Below are 19,135 nucleotides of genomic sequence, written 5' to 3' on the forward strand. Positions count from 1 at the left end.
GTCAGAGATCCTGCCGGGAAATCTGGGGACCGCTTGGCAGCACCTCGTTCACGGCGCGATGCGCCACGGCGCCGACGCGGCGGGCCGAGCGCGTGCGAGCGTGGAAGCGTGGAAGCGGAAGCAGACGAGGCTAGCCGCTCCCCGCGCGCCCACGCGTCGGAATCGCAACGCTGTGCGAGGAGCGTGAGTAAGAGGTAACGCGATCGGCAAGCCCACGCGACGCGCGACAACGGCGGCCAGTGTGGTCAGGCCGTGCCCGCGCCGCAGCTCGCCGCTGGGGATCCGTTTTTGCTCCGCTTGCAGGGCGACTCTGTCGTATCAAGAAAGCATAGGGCGCAACCCGCGACCCACGCTCACTCGGCCGACCGACGGAGCCACCCCTGCTTGCAGATGAGGGAGCGCTCTACCGGCGAGCCGGACCCTGCCCCCGCCTCCCCGACCCAACTCGCGAGGACAAAGCTATGGCTCGTCTCGTCGGCTTTATCGGTAACCGTCCGGATCTCGGCGCGCGTGCGATCGAGCTCGAAGAACGTGCCCTCACGGTTCGCCGAAGGGAGGGCGTGATCCCTGGCTGGGGGGTCGGCTTCTACCAGGGAGGAGAGATTCTCCTCAAGCGCCGGCCGATCGACGATCGACCCGAGATCAGCCTGGTCGACATGACCAAGGACGTGCGCGCCGACATCCTCGTGGCGCATGTCCGGGCTGCGACCGTCGGCAGCTTGCGCACCGAGAACACGCACCCGTTCCGCTATCGGCAGTGGCTGTTCGCCCACACGGGCACAGTCGAAGGGTTCGCCCGCCTGCGGAACCAGCTGAGCGACTCGCTACCGCAGTTTCTCCAGCGCGACGTTCGCGGCGAGACGGACAGCGAGATCCTCTTCCACCTGTTCCTGTCCTTCCTCCACGACAGCGGCCAGCTCGATCGGCCCAACGTGGACGCGGCGAGCGCGCGGACGGCCCTGCGGTCTTCCATCGCGCTCGTCGACCGGCTCTGCGCGGAGGAAGGGGCGGGGCCGAGCGCGATGAACATCGTGGTCACCAACCCCGAGTACCTGCTCGCCGCCCACGGCGGCACGTCGATGGCGTACCGCATTTACCAGGGCAGCGAGGACATGGAGCGGCTCCTCAGCGACGGCGGGTTGGGCCGAATGCGCATGCCCGACTATGCCGCGAGCCGGCTGACGCTCGTCGCGTCGGACTTCGATGACGACCAGGCCCCCGCAGGGTGGACCCACGTTGGCGAGCGTGCGATCGTGACGTTCACCCGCGCCGATGCTCCCGCGATCGAGCCGATCTGAACGCCCGAAGGTCCCGCAGGAGGCCAGGGGGCATGCACCGCCGGCCGGCTCTCCGGACACCTCTCGGCCGTCGCCAGCGTGCCCTTCGCTGCTCGTCGCCGTGATCGCGGGCTGGTCGCTCCTGGGGTGCGGCCGAGGAGAACCGGCTTCCTTTCCCACCGCCGCCGAGCTCTCTGACGAGCGCCGCCGCCCTGACGGCGTGGCGCTCGATCCGGCGAGCACCCCGCCGCCACCGACGAACCAGGCAGACGTCGAGGACAGCGTCGTGACCCTCCGGACGCCTCTCGGCATCGGCGCCGCGCTGGATGTCGTGGACGAGTTCTTCCGCCGGGTGGTCGCCGAGGACAGCGAAGCCCTGAGCGAGCTGCTTACGCGCGATGCCCTCGCGATCCACACCGGCTCGGGCGGATCGGGGCAGCCGCCGAGCGCCGGGCTCTGGTGGGAGCAGCGGTTCCGGCGACTCGAGTACGGAAAGCTCGCTGGAGAGCCGGTCTATCGGGAGTCGGAGCTCCAGATCTTCCGGGCCGAGGACGTGCTCGCGACGCCGCAACACCCCGCGATCCAGCCGGAGACGCTCGATGACCAGGACGTCGTGATCCGCGTGCCGATCGCGACAGCGCGGGTCGCGGCGGATCGCCTGCTCGGCGACGAGATCGTCGTCTGGCTGCGCCGCGACGGCCCGCGATTCAGGATCTACCGGCTGCTCGAGGACTTCCAGTTACAGTAGGCTTTGCGCTTGTGCCATATCTCCGACAAGATCGGGGCTCGATGAGCCGCCTCAAGATCGCGTTCGTGGGCTCCGGGGGAGCGGCGCGAGGCCTTGCGCACCTCGGCGTGCTGAAGGCTTGCGAGGAGCTGGGCATCCATCCGGAGATCTACGTGGGCGCGGGAGCGGGCGCGCTGGTCAGCGCGACGTACGGGCAAGACATCCCGCTCGATGTGCTGCTCGACGCCTACCGCCTCCCCTGGAGACGGCGTCACCGCGGGCCTCGCCTCCACGTGTCGAGCTTCTTTGGAGCTCCCGCGCTGCGCGATCTGCTCGATCCGGGATACCTCTGCTCCGGGGTGTTCTCGATCGACAGGCTCGAGCGCTACGTGCGCCGGACGCTGCCGATCAACGACTTCCGGCAGCTGCCCCACGCGGTCTTCGTGACGGCGGTCGACGTGGACAGCGCCAAGCGGGTCGTGTTCGGCCCGGGCTACGACGAGGCCACGCCGATCAGCCAGGCCGTGGCCGCCAGCTGCTGCGTGCCCGGCCTGTTCCGGCCCTACCGCATCAACGGCCGCTATCACCTGAGCGGCGAGGTGATCCGGACGCTCTCCGCCGATGTGGCCGTGAATGCCGGCGCGAACATCGTGATCATCTCGAACATCTACCGTCCCGAGGAGCGCGACGAGTCGCAGCGCTCGATCGCGAGGAGCGGCGCGCCCAGCGTCGTCCGGCAGTCGCTCAGCATTCTTCTCGCCGAAAAGGAGCGCCGCGGCGTCGAGCTCCTCTCCAAGCTCTACCCGAACGTCACCTTCCTGGACGTGGCGCCCGCGCTCGGCCGGTACAGCTACATGAACAGGTTCGCCGCCAAGCCGCTCGTCCTGCGCGGCTACCGCACTGCGCTCCGCATACTCGCCGCCGCGAAGGAGAAGGGCGTGTTCGATGCCCCCTCCTCGAAGAGCGCACTGAACTAGAGCGGGGTGCAAGTTCGTGCGCTACGGGCCCATCCGCGTCGTTCGGCTCGCTGCGACGTACTTTCGTGCGCCTCACCCGCCTGCCTAGCGGCTGAGCCCGTAGCGCACGAACCTGCACCCCGCTCGCCGCTCGCCCCCGCGTCCGTCGACGGCGCCGTCGCGCAGCGACCGGCCGCTACATCCCCGCGACGATGCGGTACTCGTCCTGGTACTCCACCAGCTCCAGGCGGTTGTCGTCGACCTTGCGGCGCCACTCTTCGCCCTTGCCGCCCGGGATGCGATAGCTCGCGCTGAAGGTGTAGTCGACGTAGATGACGTCATCGTCCTTGAGGACGCGCCGGTAGCGGATCTCGTAGCGGATGGCGCGCGCGTCCTGGAACTTGCCGGTGAGGTACGTGCGCAGGCCGGCGTAATCGAGGTCGTCCGCCGCATCGATGTTGCCGCCGTCCTCGTAGTACTTGGGCGACGCGAGCTTGAGCAGCTCGCTCACGTTCTTGCTCTCCACCGCGTTGCGATACTTCTCGCAGAACGAGATGATCTTGCGGTTGTCGTCGTTGTCCTCCACGTCCGTGTTCGGGATGTAGTGGGTCGCGCACCCGGCGAGGACGGCCGAAGCAACGACGAGGAGCGAAGCGACAGCTTTTGTTTGGCGGCAGAACATACGCGGGCAGGACAACGCTCGGGGGAAGCAGCTGATTCCAGCCGGGAACCTTGCCAGATCGAGGCGCGGATCGGCAAGCGAAGCGATCACGATCACCAAGGATGACGCGGACGGGCGCGCCGCTACGCGTGCTCCTCGAGCCAGCGGAGGAGGGCGAGGTGGCCGACCGGCCCGTCGTGGTCGACAGGAAGGTCGGGATCGACCTTGCGCAGGCGCTCGTCGTCGCCGGGATCCGCCTGCAGGAGGAGCGCGACGGCGCCGCTGGCGAGCGCGCGGTGCCGGGCGCCGGTGAGGCTGAGCAGCTCTCGTGCGACCGGCCCGGCGTCGTCGGCCGCGAGGACGACCATGCGGTCGGCGTCCGAGGACGCGACGAGATCGGCCGCGGCGCGGAGCGCCTCCAGCGCGCCGCCGAGCCCGGCGCCTACCGCGAAGCTCGGCCCGGTGAGCTGGTACGCGATGGCGCACTCGCCCGCGATCGCGTTCGGCGACGTCGCAGGGAAGAGGCGCGGCTCGACGAAGCGGGCTCCGCGCGCGCGCCGGCGGGCGTCGTAGGTATCGTTGGTGTCGATCGTGGCGAGCGCGTGGCCCGCGACGATGCCGGCGCCCCGCAAGCGATCGGCGCCGACGATGGCGGCGAGCGCTGCCACCGCCGTCAGCCCGAGCCGGCAGAGCGCGTCGAGGCGCGCGAGGCGGTCGCGCGCGATGCCGGTCGCCTCGGCGAGGCGCCCGAGATCGGAGCCCGTCACGCGCGCGTGCGCGCGGAGAACCACGGCGCGGGGGCGCCGCGGCCGGCGCCCGCTCGCGGAGGACGTGAGCAAGAGGGCGGCGTTGGCGCCGCCGAACGCCGCCGAGAGCTTGAGCGCCGAGGAGAGCGGGCGGGGCTCGGCGCGCTCGAGCAGGTGAGCCGGAGCGTCGGGGTCGAGCTCGCCTTCGGAGGCCGCCGGCGGAGCGATGGACGCCTCGAGGGCGGCCGCGGCGGCGAGCGCCTCGAGCGCGCCCGCGGCCCCGAGCGTGTGCCCGATCTGAGCCTTGAACGGGTGGACCACCGGCGGAAGCGCATCCGCGCCCGGCAGCGTGCCCGAGCCGCCCTCCACGGCGCCACGCGAGAGCAGCGCGGCGATCGCGCGCGATTCCATCGCATCGTTGTAAGGCGTCGCCGTGGCGTGGGCGCTGATGAGACCGACGCGCGATGCAGGCCACCCGGCGTCAGCGAGCGCCGCGGCGCCGGCGCGCGCGAGCCCCGATCCGGTTCGATCCGGGGCGGTGATGTGCACCGCGTCCGTGGACGCGCCGAAGCCGGCGACGCGGACGATCACCGGGGCGCCGCGGAGACGGTCCTCGCGGACGAGGGCGACGACGGCGGCGCCCTCGCCGAGCGCCATGCCGTCACGGCCGATCCGAAACGGGCGCGACCTGGACGCCGTGGTCGCGCGGAGCGCCTCGAAGCCGGCGGCGACGAAGATGCTGAGGGCGTCGTAGCCGCCGGCGAGCACGAGATCGCAGGCGTCGCGATCGAGCCAGCGGAGACCGAGGCCGATCGCCAGGGTGCTCGCCGCGCACGCCGCGAGCAGGTGCGTGCGCAGCGGGGTCCGCTCGAGCCCGAACGCGGCGAGCGCATCGTTGAACGGCGCGAAATAGGTCGCGCCCGAGGCCAGCGCGGCGAGCGAGCCGGCGTCGGCCCCCTCGGCGCGCGCGGCGAAGAACCGCTCCGCGGTGAGCATGCCGCCGCTGGAGGTGCCGAGGGCGACGCCGATGCGCTCGCCACGAAAGCCCGGGCGCGCGCCCTCCAGCGCCGCGAGGGTCTGCGAGAGCGCCGCCTTCAGCAGGTCCGTGGCGCGATCGGCGCCCGGAGCGACGCCGAGGTCCGCGGGCGCGCGCGCGGCGAAGGGCCGCAGCAGGCCGGCGCGCGCCAGCTCCTCGTCGCGCGTGATCGCGACAGGTGCAGGCTCGCCAGCCCGAGGGACGCGGTACGCGAGAGGGCCGAGGCCGAGCGCCGAGACGGCGCCCGAGGCGATGACGCAGGCGTCGCTCATGAGCCGCCCCCCGGCCGGAGCGCGTCGGGATCGACGAACGCGCGTGGATCCGGCGCGCGCTCCCGCTCCTCGGCCTCGCAGATCACCGTGATGAGCAGCCCGGTCGAGGCCTGCGCGTAACGGACGTTGGCGCAGCCCATGCCCTCGGCGATCACGACCTCCTCGTCGAGCCGGCGCCGGCGGGCGCCCTCCGCCGTCGACCACGTGGTGCGGCGCGCGCCGATCACGCCCCGATCGTTGACCCGCAGATCGATCACGGCGTCGCCGTCGCGCAGGACGAAGGAATCCGTGCTCGCAGCGCGCGAGTACCAGAGCAGCGTCCCCGCCGCCGGATGGAGCATCCACCAGCGCAGGAAATCTACCGGCAGACCGCGGAGTGAAGCCCGAGGCGTCGAGGCGTCGCCGCGCCTCAGCAGGTCGAGCGCGGGCAGGGCGAAACGGAAGCGATCGCCGCGCGCCCACAGGTCGAGCGCGGTGGTGCCGCCCGGGCCGAGGAGGATCATCCGCAGCGCGCCCTCCGGCTCGGGAGTGTCGCTCCCCGCCGCGCGTGCGCGCCCTTCGATCGCCGGCGGGGCGACCGCGATCGCGCCGCGCGCCTCGAGCATGCGACCCGTGCGCGGCTCCCGCAGCGCCATGCGGACGCGGAGCGTGCGCGGGCCAGCCCCCTCGACCTCGCGGCGGAGACCTGCGAGGCGCTCGCGCCCCTCGCGCCACGCGGAGGGGTCGAGCCGCGCGGCGGCCGTGCCCGCCGATGGGCCGGGCAGGAGGCGCGCTAGCTCGGCGTCGAGCGCGCCGCGCCGCGGAGCGCTCGCGGCGCAGGCGGGGACGCACGCGAGCAAGAGCAGGACGCGCCCAGCGCTGACGAGGCGCCGCGCACGACGGCGGGGAGCGGGCAGCGATGTCGTCACGCGTCGCCGGGAGCGACCAGCAGGATGGCGTATCCCCGGTCGGGTGCGCCGCCCAGGACGAGCACGCTCGCGAGGTCGCGGCTGGCGAGCGCCGCGACCGCCGCAGCGGCGGCGAACCCGCCGGCGCCCTCGTGATCGCCTGAGCGCGGCGCGAGCAGGGTGCGCGGCACCTCGGCCCACGGTGAGCCATGCAGGCAGGCGGCGAGGCGCTCCTCCTCCCGTCCGACGAACACGGCGGCCGGCGACGGGACGGTGGCCTGCGCTCGCAGAGCGCTCTCTCCCGGAGCGCCGAGGCGCGCCGGCGCTGGCGCTCCCGCGAGCATCCCCACGCCGTCACCCCGCCAGGAGTTCCACCAGGATACCGTCGCCACCGGGCGCGCCCCTCGCTCACGCGCCCGCGCGGCGCTCTCGAAGAGCAGCACGGCAGCGCCCTCGCTGCGGACACCGCTGCTGACGACCTGCGAGCAGATCGGACCGAGGCACCGCTCGATCATCGGGCTCGTCTCCTCGACGCTGCCGGCGGCGAGCACCTCCCCCTCCCCGGCCGTGATGAGCTCGATGGCCGTGACCATGGCCGCTTCCGCGGTCGCTCCGAGATCGGCCATCGCGAACACCGGGCCACGGAGGCCCAGGTAGATGGAGGCATGCCCGACCGGCGACGAGGGGACCAGGTTCGGAAAATCGGCGGGGCTCGCGTACTTCGCGCCCTTGTCGTAGATGCGTCGCATGTAGGCGGTCGAGGCGTCGACGCTGCCAAAGGACGCGCCGACGATGGCGCCGGGAAGGGTGCGGCTCGGCGCGACGTCGGCCGCCGGATCGCCCGCGCCGGCCTCGGCCTGCACCGCGCCACCGAGCCCGGCATCCGAGAGGGCCGTGAGGATCGCGGCCGTCGTCAGCCGGCCAGCTCGGTCGAGCCGCCTCGCCCGCGCGAGATCGAGGTGCGCGGCCGTGTTGAAGGGGATGGCCCCTTCCGCTGGCGGAGGGCCAGGCTCGAGATACGCGGCGCCGCCGCGGGACGCGAGGACGCCCAGCGGGCCGATCGTCGCGGCCGCGGTCACGACGACCGAGCGCCGCCGGGGCGCGCTGCCGGCGTCGAGCGGCGGTGGGAAACGGCCGGGCTGCGCGAGCACGAGCACGCTGTCCGTGCCGCCGAAGCCGAAGGAGTTCGACATCGCCGACCGGATCGGCGCCTCGCGCGCCTCCTTGAGGTGCACGAGCTGGCACTCCGGATCGACCTCTTCGAGGCCGCCGGTCGGGGGCATCACGCCACGCGCGATGGCGAGGGCGGTGATCGCCGCCTCGATCGCGCCCGCTGCGCCGAGCGTGTGCCCGATCTGCCCCTTCGAGGAGGAGACCGCGATGCGGCTCACCTCGGGGCCGAGGCAGGCGCGCAGGGCGGCGCTCTCCATGACATCGTTCAACGGCGTCGCGGTGCCGTGCGCGTTGACGTAATCCAGATCCGAGGGCGTGAGCGCCGCGCACCGGAGAGCGTCGCGCATGACGCGCGCGGCGGTGCGCCCCTCGCGCTCGGGGTTGGTGATGTGATGAGCCTCGGCGCCGGTCGCCCATCCGCGGAGCTCGACGATCGGCTCCGCCCCCCGCGCGCGCGCGGCGTCCTCGGACTCGAGGAGAAGGAACGCCGCGGCTTCGCCGAGGTTCAGGCCGGCGCGCCGCCGATCGAACGGGCGGCACGGCTCCGGATCGACGGCCGCGAGCGCGCCGAAGCCGGTGTAGGTCAGCCGGCACAGGCCGTCGGCGCCCCCCGCGAGCACGCGGGTGGAGAGGCCGGCGCGGAGCCAGGCCGCCCCCAGCAAGATGGCGTTCGCGCCGCTCGAGCAGGCGCTGCAGACGCTCCTCACCCGCCGAAACGGACCGACGGCGGCGCGGACATGGTCGGCCGTCGAGGAGAGCGGATGCGAGAGCATCCGCTTCAGGGGGGCGATCGCGCTGGGGTCGTGCGACAGCCAGGCGAGCAAATCCTCCGTCTCGAACATCCCGGCGGTCGTCCCGCCGACCACCAGGTCGACCGGAACGGCCCTCGGATCGATGCCCGCGTGCGCGAGCGCCTCGCGGGCCGAGAGCACGGCCATCGCGTCGGTCCGAGACCACCCTTCCGCCTCGCCGGGCGGAGCGACCTCCTCGGGGGAGAGGTCGCGGACCTCCGCGGCGATGCGCCCGCGCGTCCCGGGGATCTCGAACAAGGAGAGCGGCGCGAAGGCCCGCTCTCCTGCGATAAGCCGGTCCATCGTCTCGCTCGCCCCGCGCGCCAGGGGCGAGACGACCCCGATGCCCGTCACCCAGATGCGCACGCCCGAACGGCTCTCTGCGGCGCGTTCACGCCGCCGCGGTCGACTTGACGATGTGGGCCACGAGCGCGTCCACCGACGCGAAGATCGGCCTCGCTTCGTCGCCCTCCGGGATGCGGACGCCGAAGCGCTCCTCCACGCTCATGGCGAGCTGGAGCGCGTCCAGCGAATCGAGGCCCAGCCCTGCGCCGAACAGCGGCGCGGCGTCGTCGATGTCGGCCGGCGTCTTCCCCTCGAGGTTCAGCTCCTCGACCATGAGTTCTTTTAACTTCTGCCGCACGTCCTGCGCGTTCATGAGCACGTCCCTGCGGGGTAGCACAATTCCGCGCCTTTCCACCAGGGGGCAGCGCTTTTTCTGACGGTTTGGTAAAGAGCGCCCATGGCCCTCGTCGACTACGCCACCTCTGCAGGCGTCGCGCTGCTTACCCTCAATGATCCGCCGGTCAACGGCTACACCCACGAGATGATGAAGGACCTCGACGCGGCCATCCTCGAGGCCCGCTTCGACAACGATGTCCATGTCATCGTCATCACCGGGCACGGCGAAAAGTTCTTCTGCGCAGGAGCGAACATCAACATGCTCCGCGAGTCGGACCCGACGTTCAAATACTACTTCTGTCTCCACGCGAACGAGACGTTGAGCCGCCTCGAGCACACGCCGAAGCTCTGCATCGCCGCGCTGAACGGCCACACCGTGGGCGGTGGTCTCGAGATCGCGATGGCCTGTGATCTCCGCATCGCCCGCAAAGGCGCAGGCAAGGTCGGGCTCCCCGAGGTCACGCTGGGCGTCCTGCCAGGCACGGGAGGCACCCAGCGCCTCGCCAGGCTCATCGGTAAATCGCGGGCGATCCAGCTGATGTGCGAGGGGCAGACGTTCGATTTCGAGACAGCGCTCGCGGTTGGCCTGGTCAATGATGTCTGGGAGACGGCCTCCCATGACGAGTTCATGGACCGGATCCTCGCGTACAGCCACACGTTCACGCTCCCGGATCGCGCGGCGCTGGCGGTCGGGCGCATCAAGCGCGCCGTTCAGACAGGCTTCGAGGTAGGGCTCGAACAGGGGCTCGCCCTCGAACGCGAGCTCCAGGCCGAGCTGTTCGCATCGGAGGACGCCCGCGAGGGGCTCGCCGCCTACATGGAGAAGCGGAAGCCGGTGTTCCAAGGCAAGTGAGCGCACGCCGCACGTCGAGCCATGCGCTGCCTCGCCGTTCTTCTCCATGGGGTAGCCGGCACCGCGGTTGAGACCCCATGAATGTGATAATGATTACAGTTTAAAGGACGACATCGGAGGGTTGGACGATTTTCAAATCAGCGGGGGCCGCTGCACGTAAGTTCAGGCATGCAACAGCTTGTTGAGCATGGGCCCCTGCTGGAGCGGCCCAGCTTCGAGACCGTGTACACTGTCGGGCTGTCGTTCCTCCGACAAGCGCTCCGCTGGCTCGGGGTGGCAGAGCGCGACATCGACGACGTCCTGCAAGACGTCATGCTCGCTGCGTATCACGCGCTGGATCGCTTCGATCCGAGGCGCTGCCCCGACGAGCCGCGCGCGGGACATCACCCCTGCGGGCACGCCCCAAGCTTGGAGCGCGGGGCGCCACAAACCGCGAGCCCGCTCGGCGAGCCCCTCAGGCGCTGGCTGTTCGGCATCGCCTGGCGACAGGTCGGCCATTATCGCGAGCGCGCCTACCGCCGCCGAGAGATCGCGGTCGGCGCCGGGGCGAGCTGGCCGTTCGAGCTCGCCGACCCCGGCTTGACCTCGGAACAGCTGCTCGCGCGCGAGCAAAGCGGCCAGCTCGTCGGCAGGCTGCTCGGCGCGATCGACACCGAGCGACGCGTGGTCTTGATCATGCACGATCTGCTCGATGTGACGACCGCCGACATCGCGCGCGACCTGGACGTGAACGAGAACACGGTGCGCAACCGCCTCCGGCTGGCCCGCGAAGACTTCCGCGTGGCGGTGAAGCGCATGAACGCCGAGGACCGACGCGCGCTCCACCATCCGTTGAGCCTCCCGGTCGCCGAGCGCTCCCGCGCGGCCGACGAAGAGTCGCTCATGAGCACGGCCAGGCTCATCCCCGAGGTGCCGGACGCACTCCGGCGCAGGATCTGGCTCGCGGTCATGCGCGCGATCGCCGAGGCGCACGCCGCCGGTCCGAGCGCACAGGCCTGCGCCGCGCCGGCCCCGTAGGCGACCACCACACGCGTCGAGAGGAGGCCGCCGCTACCGGGGCCCCGGGTCGGCCGCTCTCAGTGCTCCAGCATCCTGCCGTAGTGCTCGGCAAGCGCCGTCCCTCCCAGGCGGGAGAAGAAGGAGGAGTAGCATATCCAGATCGCCAGCCCGTTCATGTCGTCGAAGATCGGCGGGAGATACGGGGGCGGGCGGATGATCCCGTCCGTCACGTGCGCATGGAGGACAGGGACGTCCTCGTGCGCGACCTTCCCGACGAACAAGAATGGAATCAGCATCGCCCGATCGTGCTGAATGGCCGCGCGCATGAAGGCGTAGTTGAGGACGATCCCCTTGCAGTAGCAGGCGTCCTTGGTGAACGGCGCCCCTCCCGCGAGCACACCGCCGCGGAAGACGCGCCTGGCATTCTGGAAGCACTCGTCTTCTTCGTAACCTTCAGTGCGGTACCACTCGAACACGTCGAGGAACGAGGCCCCGTCCTCCGCCTTGTCCACCGCGAGGATGCGGTCGTTCAGCTTCTTCGCCCGACGCGGGGTGCTCCTGAAGGTGAGGATCTCCACCAGAACGGCGAGCCCTTCCTGAACCGCCGTGGTGCGCGGAGGCCCCTTCGCGAGCCAGCGCGCCACCGGTTGAGCTTGCCCGTTCAAGCTGGTCGCGACGTGCACCCACCCCTCGTGCGCCTCGAGGATGTCGACATCGCTCTTGGAGAACATCGCGCCGCTCCGGATCTTCACGTAGTCGCTGCCCGCAGCGGCGTCCGCGAGGAGCGAGTCGTCCACCTGGACGCGGATCGACGCGCCGCCGAAGAACCGGTCGAAGCGGGCGTTCAGCTCGAGCGCCGCCATCTCCGCCGTGATCTCGCGCTGCTGCGACGGGCCGAGCCGCTCTCCGCCGATGGCCGTCAGGAGGTCGTAGAGCACGAAGCCCATGTCCCGCACGCTCGTCTTTCCGTCCGGCAGCTTGTCCTTCGGGGACCCGTAGAGCTCGCGGGACAGCGCGTAGAACGCCTTCGTTCCCCGTCCGATGAGCATGCTCACGACCTTCCGGTACTCGTCCGCCGTCGCGCGGAGGATCTGCCCGAGCCGATCGCGCTTGCCGAGCTCCCGCTCGGCGTCGCGGAGGATCTCCTCGAGCTCGCGCTGCTTGGCCTCCGGGTCGAACCCCAGGTCGTCCGAGTAGGTGACCACCGGCAGCTCGCGCTGCTTCGAGCGGAGAAATTGCTCTTCGACGTCCGCCTCCCAGCGGAGCGCCTGGAGGATGCGGATCGGTCGCTGCGCGTCGAGCACGCGCTGGGCCAGCGTCGCGAGGATCTCCTTGTAGGAGCGCCACGGCCCCGCGACCGGCGGGAGCGGCGCGTGCGGGATCGGCCCGTCGTGCAAGCTCAGGGACTCGAGCGGCGCCGACGGCGCTTCACCGCTGGCCCCGCCGCCGTCCCCAGGGCCGCCCGGACCGCCGGTCGCGGCCGCTCCCGCGCCGTCCTCCGCCGCGCCAGCGCTGCTGCTGCGCGGCTCGTCCGCTGGCTCGCTCACCGTGAGCTCGCGCTGCGCCTCCACGTCCGCCCCTCTCCTCTCCCGGGCCTCAGAGCTCTGCGCCATTGCGATCGATTGCTAACACCGGCTCACCTGTCCGAGCAAACCTCCACGGGCCAGGACCCGCGCCGCAGGGAGAGCCGGCTTCGCCGGGTCCTTGTCGGCATCGCGGCCTCGGGGTACGAGCCCTGCCCGTATGAGCGATCCCGAGCACAGGAATGACGCCGAGACGACCGCCGACGAGGAATCGACCGCCCTCTCGGATGCCGCGCTCCTCGAGCGCACGGCAGAGGGGGCCAGGCGGCTCCGCTCGGCGATCGCGGCGGCGGTGGTAGGGCAGGACGATGTCGTCGAGGCCATGCTGATCACGCTCGCCGCGCGCGGGCATGCGCTGCTCGTCGGCGTCCCGGGGCTCGCCAAGACCCTGCTCGTGTCGTCGCTCGCGAGGGCGCTCGACCTGAGCTTCGGGCGCGTCCAGTTCACGCCCGACCTGCTGCCCGCCGACATCACGGGGACCGACGTGCTGCACGAGCAGCACGGGTCGAGGAGCCTGCGCTTCCAGCCCGGCCCCATCTTCCACAACCTCGTCCTCGCGGACGAGGTGAACCGGACCCCGCCGAAGACGCAGGCCGCCCTGCTCGAGGCGATGCAGGAGCGCAAGGTGACCGTCGGGACCACCACGCACGCCCTCCCCGACCCGTTCCAGGTGTTCGCGACGCGAAACCCGATCGAGCAGGAAGGAACCTACCCTCTGCCAGAGGCGCAGCTCGACCGCTTCTTGCTGGAGATTCACGTCACCTACCCGAGCGAGGCCGAGGAGCGCGAGGTGGCGCGACGGACGACCTCGGGGAAGCCGCCGGCGATCGCGGCGGTGCTCAAGGCGCGAGAGGTGCTGGCGATCGGGCGCCTCGTCCCGAGGATCCCGGTGACCGACGAGGCCGTGGACCTCGCGGTGCGCCTCGCCAGGGCGACGCGGCCGGGGGCGGAGCGCGCAGCGCAGGAGGTCCGGGACTACGTGCGCTACGGCGCGGGGCCGCGGGGGAGCCAGGCGCTGGTGATCGCGGCCAAGGCGCGCGCCGCGCTCCGCGGCGAAGCAGCCGCAGACGTGGACGACGTGAGGGCGCTGCTGATCCCGGCGCTGCGGCACCGGATCGTGCTGTCGTACCGCGCCGAGGCGGACGGCGTCCGCGACGTCGACGTGCTGAGCGCCGTGGAGAGATCGGTGCGCTGAGCGGCGCCGCGGCGCGGACGCCCGTCGACGCCCATCACCGCGCGCGAGGCGCCTGTTGCTGCGCTTCCTTCACCGGCGTGACCGCCTTCATGGCCTTCAGATCCAACGCGAAGCGCAGCGTCCCCGGCCCGCGCCCGTCCCAGCTCACCGCGACGACGCCGCTCTTCTTCAGGCTCAGGCCAGCCCAGCCGCCATCGCCGAGCAGCGACGTCACCAGCGCCGACAACGAAGGCTCGTGCCCCACCAGCGCCAGCGGCTGATCCCCCTGGTGCTGCGAGAGCAGGCGAAGGATCTCGGCCGTGTCGCGTGAGGGAGAGAGCTCGGCGACCACCGACACCTCGTCGGTCAGCCCGGCGGCATCGGCGATGATCTCCGCGGTCTGCACCGCGCGCACGAGGGGGCTCGTCCAGATCGCCGCAGGACAACGGTCCTTCTGCTTCGCGAGCCATTTGGCGACACGCCGGGTCAGCTTGCGCCCCTTGCCCGTCAACCAGCGACCTGCGTCGCCGAGGTCCGGCGCGTCATCCACGGCATGGCCATGGCGAATGATCAGGATCTCCATGACCTGACCTTAGCCCGGACGAGCGTCAGCCGGGGAGCGCCGTGCGCGCGAAAGAGGCAGCGGCGCCGCCTCGACGCCTGTCAGAACTCGCACTGATGGGTCGCATCGTTGCAGTGCGACCCCGGCGCCACGAAGGGACAGATGCTCCCGCGGAAGCTCTCGCACGGGAAACCGCACGTGAACGTCGTGTGCGTGTAACAGAGCTGCCCCCCGTCGCAATCGGCGTCGGAGGCGCACCGGCAGTTGAAATCGTCAGGAAACCCGTTCCCGTTTTCATCAAGGCCGTTGCAGCACTCCGTCACGTAAACGTCGCTTGCGCTGCAGTCCTCGTCGGCGCAGTCCAGCGCGCCGTCGCAGTCGTTGTCGATCCCGTCGGTGCACGCGGCGGTCCCGAACTCGGGGCCAGGCGCGGCGCCCTTCGCGCAGCTCCGGCACGGGCCGAAGGTGGCGCAGCCGGGATCGGCGCAGTCGACGTAGTGATCGCCGTCGTTGTCGAGGTCGTCGTCACAGATCTCGCGCGGGTTCGGGGCGATCTCGACGTTGAGCACGAAGGGGCCCTCGTTCGGTCCGCTCGCGGGATCGATCGTGAAGCCGTCGAGGAAGACGAAATAGGTGCCCGGGTACAGGATGCTGAAATCGAGCAGGGAGGCCTGCGCCCCGCCGCTGTCGTCGTCGCAGCCGATCTCCCGGCCGGAGTTGCAGGCGCCTGTGCGGACGTAGAGCGCCGTGTCGAAGCCCGACCCGCGCGAGTCGAGGTGCACGCGCGACGGCGCGGTGAGCACGAAGAAAAAGACCGCCTCGCCGGCGTCGCCGCCGCACTCACCCCGGGTCTCGCTCACGTGCCCGGCGGTGTCCCCCGTGTAGGTGCCAGTCCCGGGGATGCGCTTCGGCGACAGGCAGTTGGCCTGCTCGATCACGCACACCGGGCTGCTGGCGCAGTCCGGGTCCTGGCAGTCGACCAGGGCGTCGCCGTCGTCGTCGACGCGGTTGTTGCACCGCTCCGGCGTCGGCTCGCAGTTCGGCGCGAAGGCGCAGGCGCTGTCCGCGCAGTCCACGCGCTCGTCGCAGTTGTTGTCGACGCCGTCGCCGCAGACCTCCGGCACGCAGCGCTTGCAGGCCGGCGCGGAGGTGCACTGCGGGTCCGCGCAGTCGACGCGCCCGTCGCAGTCGTTGTCGACGCCGTCCTCGCACCGCTCCGGCGAGCCGGGCGGCTCGCACGCGCAAGGGAAGATGCCGCGGCAGTCCGGATCGCCGCAGTCGACCAGGAGATCGCAGTCGTCATCCTCGCGGTTGTCGCAGCGCTCGCGCTGGGAGCTGCAGGCGCAAAGCGGCTCGGAGGCGCAGTCGGCGTCGTCGCAGTCGAAGGCGAGATCGCAGTCGTCATCGACGCCGTTGCCGCACTTCCCGGCCTCCGAGGTGGAGCAGCCGCAGGCCGGCGTTCCAGAGCAGTCCGCGTCGAAGCAGTCGACGATCGTGTCGCAGTCGTCGTCGACGCCGTTCTGACAGCGCTCGCCGGCAGGGCTCGGGGTGCAGCCGCAGATCTCCCCCGTTGCGCACGCGGGATCGAAGCAGTCGCTCACGCCGTTGCAGTCGTTGTCCGCCGCGTCCGTGCAGATCTCCGGCGCGCCCGGGAAGACGGACGGGTTGAGGTCGTTGCAGTCGCTCCCGCCGCAGGACGTCGGGCCGACGCCGTCCCGATCGTCGTCGCGGGGACGATGGTCGCAGCGCCCGTCTGTGCAGTCGTCGCTCGTGCAGTCGTCGCCGTCGTCACAGTCCGTGGGGGCGCCGCACGCGTCGAAGCCTCCGACGCCCCCGCCTCCGCTCGATGAGGTCGACATGCTGCCGCTCGTCGCGCCGCCGAAGCCGCCCCCACCAGCGCTGGCGCCCGAGAGGTCGGGGAGGCTCGTCCGGCCGCACGCTCCCGCCAGGACGCCGAGCGCCGCCCATGCGCCGAGCGCGAGGAGGTACCGTCGCATCCGGGAAGGCCGCGGAGGCGCCCCCTCGAACCACGCTGAAGAGCCCGGCTTCATCTCTCACCCTCTCGCACCGGCCGCACGGTGCCCGCGCTTCGGTCCACTTTACAAGCCCGAGTTTCCATGAAAGCAAGTTTTGATCCGTTGGTGCTGGCCGGTCGGTGGGGGCGTCGATCTCGAGCGCACTTCCTCGCTCTGCGCGGCCTGGCCGAGCAGCTGCCAGGGCTGCTCACGAGCTGGCCTGCACGCCGAGCCGGCCGGATCGCGCCGCGGATCAGTTGCGGGTCGGAGCATCCGCGTGTAACGAGGGCCGGTGGGCGTGCAGCTCCAGATCGAGTACGAGCGGCCGCCTCCTGGCCTTCAGCGCGGGCGTTACCCTGCGCCACAATGGGTCATCCTGGGGATCGGCGCCGCGGTGGTGCTCATCGCAGCCGCCGTCCTGATCTGGCGAGCGCGGCGCGCCTTCAACGCGCGTGGGAGAGGCGGACCGCGCTCCTCGAGGCGAGGGTGACGGGAAACCAGGCGAGCACTTCAGGGGGAGGAGGAATGATCGACCGCAGTGCGATCGCTGGTTGACACCGAGCGGACCGGACCGGTAGGCACCATAGAGGGACGCGCACCCGGTCGGCCGATGTAGACCGCCGGCCGAGCGCGCGACGAGCCTGCAACAGTCGGGGCCCAGAGACGCGGCCCCAGTGAGGCCCTTTGGGTCCTGAAGAACACCGCGTAACCGCGGCGCGTGGATACATGGCACCGATCGAACGTGGCGTTGAGCTCGTGCATCGCGTGATCGCTCAACTGAAGAAGCGCCCTTCCCGCCATACCGCCGTGGGAGCGAGCCAGGCGGCTCTCGATGCGCTCGAGTCGAGGCTGATGGTCGAGCTGCCGCCCACGCTGCGGGCGTTCCTCGAGTTCGATTTCGCGCTCGATAGCCTGGGCCCGCGGTTCAAGGGGCGGCATCGCTTCGGCCAGGACCCGTCGGCGCCTCGACCGAAGCTCACCTCGGTCCGCAAGCTGGCCGAGGCGAAGACCGACCTCGGCTGGACCGAATCACGGCTCCGGGCCAAGGTCGTGAGGCTGCCCAACCTCCCAGGTCAGCCTTGGAACGCGCTCTACCTCGGGGAGGCCAGGCGGGACGGCGAGCTCGTCATCCTCGGCCTCGACAACGAGGACACGAACGTCCGGGTCTTCCCGCGCTACACGGCGTTCGACCTGTACCTCGCCGAGCAGTGCGGCCTCATCAAGCTGCGCGAATCGCAGCGGCTCGAGGACCTCGAGTCGCACGTGGCGCTCAACCCCGAGCTCGGGACCGCCGAAGAGGACGACGAGGGCGACACGGAGTATTGATCGCGCGGCCACGACGCCCTCGCCCTGGCGCCGCTCGGCCGTGAACGACGTCCGTGACGAACGCGATGGCTGCCGGTGCAGGAGCGCTCCACTTCCGGTTCCAGGTGGACGACGGCGACCCTCGTGACCGGCTCGACAAGCTCGTCGTCCACCTGCTCGACCGCGCCGGCCATGCGGCCTCTCGCGCGGCGGTGCAGCGGTGGATCGCCGCCGGTCGGGTGCTCGTCGACGGGGTGCCGGCGCGCGCGTCGGTGGCGGTGCGCGCAGGCGCGCTCGTCGAGGTCCGCCCCGAAGAGCCGTCGCCCTCGCCCACGGCGGCCGAGCCCGACGTGGCCATCCCGGTGGTGTACGAGGACGAGCACCTGCTCGTCATCGACAAACCTGCAGGGCTCGTCGTGCACCCGGCCCGCGGCCACGAGTCCGGCACGCTGGTCAACGGGCTGCTCGCCCTGCCCGGTTTCGCCCTGGCGCCTGCCGATCCGCGCGATCCCATGGGCCACGTCCGCCCGGGGATCGTTCACAGGCTCGACCGAGGGACGAGCGGCCTGCTCGTCGTGGCGAAGGACGAACCCACCCGCGAGGCGCTGAAAGATCGGTTCGCAAGGCACGCGATCGAGCGCGAGTACGCCGCGATCGTCGCCGGCGAGGCGCGAGACGCCACCTACGACACGCTCCACGGCCGGCACCCGACCGACAGGCTCCGGTTCACGTCGTGGATCCGCGGCGGCGCAGGCGCGCCCGGCTCCGGAGCCGGCGCGCCCGGCTCACGCGTCGCCGCGCCGCGCCGCGCCGTGACGCACGTCCGCGTGCTCGAGAGGCTCGGCGACGCGGCGACCGTCGTCGCGTGCTCGCTCGAGACGGGCCGCACCCACCAGATCCGGGTGCACCTCGCCGAGCGCGGCAGGACGCCGGTCCTCGGAGACCCCCTCTACGGCAAGCCGCCGAAGAAGCCGGCGATACGGGCGATCGCGGAGGAGCTGGGGCGGCAAGCCCTCCACGCGCGCGTGCTCGGGTTCATCCACCCCGCCACGCAGAAGCCCGTGCGCTGGGAGAGCGCGCTGCCAGCGGACATGCGCAAGGCGCTCGACCAGCTGCGGGCGCTCGCTACCAGATCTTCGATTTGATGTGGCCCTTGGACTTGATCAGGATGTCGACGAGGGCGCGGTCGTAGAAGTTCTTCTGGTAGAGGTCCGGCGAGACGCGGCTCTTGTAGAGGGCGCGCCCTTCCTCGATCTCTTCGGACAAGACCGTGAAGAGGTCATCCTGCTGGATGCCCTGCACGATCTTCTCCTCGTTGTAGAGCGAGAGATCGCTCGCGATGGCGCGCGCGAGGCGGCGCGCCGCCTCTTCCGTTTCAATCAAGGGCATCCGTCTCTCCTCCAGGTTCACCAGCCGGGGGCACGCGCTCCCGAGCCG

Annotated in this window: 17 protein-coding genes; 8 read left to right on the plus strand and 9 right to left on the minus strand. The window is 71.3% G+C overall.

Annotation, left to right across the window (positions count from 1 at the left end):
* The first annotated feature begins 560 nt into the window (after nt 1-560).
* The 3 genes from WMF14_RS32640 to WMF14_RS32650 all read left to right on the plus strand — a co-directional run bounded on the left by WMF14_RS32640 (nt 561) and on the right by WMF14_RS32650 (nt 2,981).
* Entirely contained in the window at nt 561-1,298 is a 738-nt protein-coding gene (locus WMF14_RS32640; protein ID WP_272094844.1) for a class II glutamine amidotransferase, read from the plus strand.
* A 100-nt stretch (nt 1,299-1,398) separates the two neighbouring features.
* Nucleotides 1,399-2,025, plus strand: a complete 627-nt coding sequence (locus WMF14_RS32645) for a hypothetical protein (RefSeq protein ID WP_437792619.1) — start codon at nt 1,399-1,401, stop codon at nt 2,023-2,025.
* Nucleotides 2,026-2,066: 41 nt separating this feature from the next.
* Nucleotides 2,067-2,981 (plus strand): patatin-like phospholipase family protein, encoded by a 915-nt coding sequence (locus tag WMF14_RS32650; protein WP_437792622.1) that lies wholly within the window; start codon nt 2,067-2,069, stop codon nt 2,979-2,981.
* A gap of 175 nt (nt 2,982-3,156) precedes the next feature.
* Here WMF14_RS32650 and WMF14_RS32655 read toward each other — a convergent pair whose 3' ends face one another.
* The 5 genes from WMF14_RS32655 to WMF14_RS32675 all read right to left on the minus strand — a co-directional run bounded on the left by WMF14_RS32655 (nt 3,157) and on the right by WMF14_RS32675 (nt 9,184).
* Nucleotides 3,157-3,642 (minus strand): hypothetical protein, encoded by a 486-nt coding sequence (locus WMF14_RS32655; RefSeq protein ID WP_272094848.1) that lies wholly within the window; start codon nt 3,640-3,642, stop codon nt 3,157-3,159.
* 122 nt (nt 3,643-3,764) lie between these two features.
* The gene (locus WMF14_RS32660; protein ID WP_437792625.1) at nt 3,765-5,675 is read right to left on the minus strand and encodes a beta-ketoacyl synthase N-terminal-like domain-containing protein; all 1,911 of its coding nucleotides are present in this window, start codon (nt 5,673-5,675) and stop codon (nt 3,765-3,767) included.
* Nucleotides 5,672-6,583 (minus strand): hypothetical protein, encoded by a 912-nt coding sequence (locus tag WMF14_RS32665; protein ID WP_437792628.1) that lies wholly within the window; start codon nt 6,581-6,583, stop codon nt 5,672-5,674. Before WMF14_RS32665 ends, WMF14_RS32660 begins: the two co-directional genes overlap by 4 nt.
* A complete protein-coding gene (locus WMF14_RS32670) occupies nt 6,580-8,892 on the minus strand; it encodes a beta-ketoacyl synthase N-terminal-like domain-containing protein (protein WP_437792631.1) in 2,313 nt (770 codons plus the stop codon). The genes WMF14_RS32665 and WMF14_RS32670 overlap by 4 nt, the downstream gene beginning before the upstream one ends.
* A 25-nt stretch (nt 8,893-8,917) precedes the next feature.
* On the minus strand, nt 8,918-9,184 hold the full coding sequence (locus tag WMF14_RS32675) for a phosphopantetheine-binding protein (protein ID WP_044969499.1): 267 nt from the start codon (nt 9,182-9,184) through the stop codon (nt 8,918-8,920).
* Between the two features lie 84 nt (nt 9,185-9,268).
* Between WMF14_RS32675 and WMF14_RS32680 the strand changes: the two genes are divergently transcribed.
* Together WMF14_RS32680 and WMF14_RS32685 are read left to right on the plus strand one after the other, a co-directional pair.
* A complete protein-coding gene (locus WMF14_RS32680) occupies nt 9,269-10,060 on the plus strand; it encodes an enoyl-CoA hydratase/isomerase family protein (protein WP_272094854.1) in 792 nt (263 codons plus the stop codon).
* A 168-nt stretch (nt 10,061-10,228) separates the two neighbouring features.
* A complete protein-coding gene (locus WMF14_RS32685) occupies nt 10,229-11,077 on the plus strand; it encodes an RNA polymerase sigma factor (RefSeq protein ID WP_437792633.1) in 849 nt (282 codons plus the stop codon).
* 59 nt (nt 11,078-11,136) lie between these two features.
* Here the strand turns inward: WMF14_RS32685 and WMF14_RS32690 are convergent, their stop codons facing one another.
* Nucleotides 11,137-12,672 carry a flavohemoglobin expression-modulating QEGLA motif protein gene (locus WMF14_RS32690; RefSeq protein ID WP_272094856.1) on the minus strand — a complete coding sequence of 512 codons (1,536 nt, stop codon included), beginning with the start codon at nt 12,670-12,672 and terminating at the stop codon, nt 11,137-11,139.
* Nucleotides 12,673-12,802: 130 nt separating this feature from the next.
* Here WMF14_RS32690 and WMF14_RS32695 point away from each other — a divergent pair, with 130 nt between their 5' ends.
* The gene (locus WMF14_RS32695) at nt 12,803-13,837 is read left to right on the plus strand and encodes an AAA family ATPase (protein ID WP_437323915.1); all 1,035 of its coding nucleotides are present in this window, start codon (nt 12,803-12,805) and stop codon (nt 13,835-13,837) included.
* A gap of 34 nt (nt 13,838-13,871) precedes the next feature.
* Here the strand turns inward: WMF14_RS32695 and sixA are convergent, their stop codons facing one another.
* Together sixA and WMF14_RS32705 are read right to left on the minus strand one after the other, a co-directional pair.
* A complete protein-coding gene (gene sixA / locus WMF14_RS32700; RefSeq protein WP_272094858.1) occupies nt 13,872-14,399 on the minus strand; it encodes a phosphohistidine phosphatase SixA in 528 nt (175 codons plus the stop codon).
* Between the two features lie 80 nt (nt 14,400-14,479).
* Nucleotides 14,480-16,375 carry a MopE-related protein gene (locus WMF14_RS32705; RefSeq protein WP_437792637.1) on the minus strand — a complete coding sequence of 632 codons (1,896 nt, stop codon included), beginning with the start codon at nt 16,373-16,375 and terminating at the stop codon, nt 14,480-14,482.
* Nucleotides 16,376-17,158: 783 nt separating this feature from the next.
* Between WMF14_RS32705 and WMF14_RS32710 the strand changes: the two genes are divergently transcribed.
* Both WMF14_RS32710 and WMF14_RS32715 read left to right on the plus strand, forming a co-directional pair.
* Nucleotides 17,159-17,719 (plus strand): SMI1/KNR4 family protein, encoded by a 561-nt coding sequence (locus tag WMF14_RS32710; protein ID WP_437792640.1) that lies wholly within the window; start codon nt 17,159-17,161, stop codon nt 17,717-17,719.
* Between the two features lie 53 nt (nt 17,720-17,772).
* Complete coding sequence (locus WMF14_RS32715; protein WP_272094862.1) at nt 17,773-18,843, plus strand: RluA family pseudouridine synthase; 1,071 nt, start codon at nt 17,773-17,775, stop codon at nt 18,841-18,843.
* On the opposite strand, the gene WMF14_RS32720 is transcribed toward WMF14_RS32715, so the two are convergent.
* Nucleotides 18,824-19,087, minus strand: coding sequence for a hypothetical protein (locus WMF14_RS32720; protein ID WP_012238561.1), 264 nt, complete (start codon nt 19,085-19,087; stop codon nt 18,824-18,826). The genes WMF14_RS32715 and WMF14_RS32720 overlap by 20 nt on opposite strands.
* Nucleotides 19,088-19,135: the final 48 nt, after the last annotated feature.

The organism is Sorangium sp. So ce693 (genome assembly GCF_051521375.1).
Lineage (GTDB): Bacteria > Myxococcota_A > Polyangia > Polyangiales > Polyangiaceae > Sorangium > Sorangium atrum.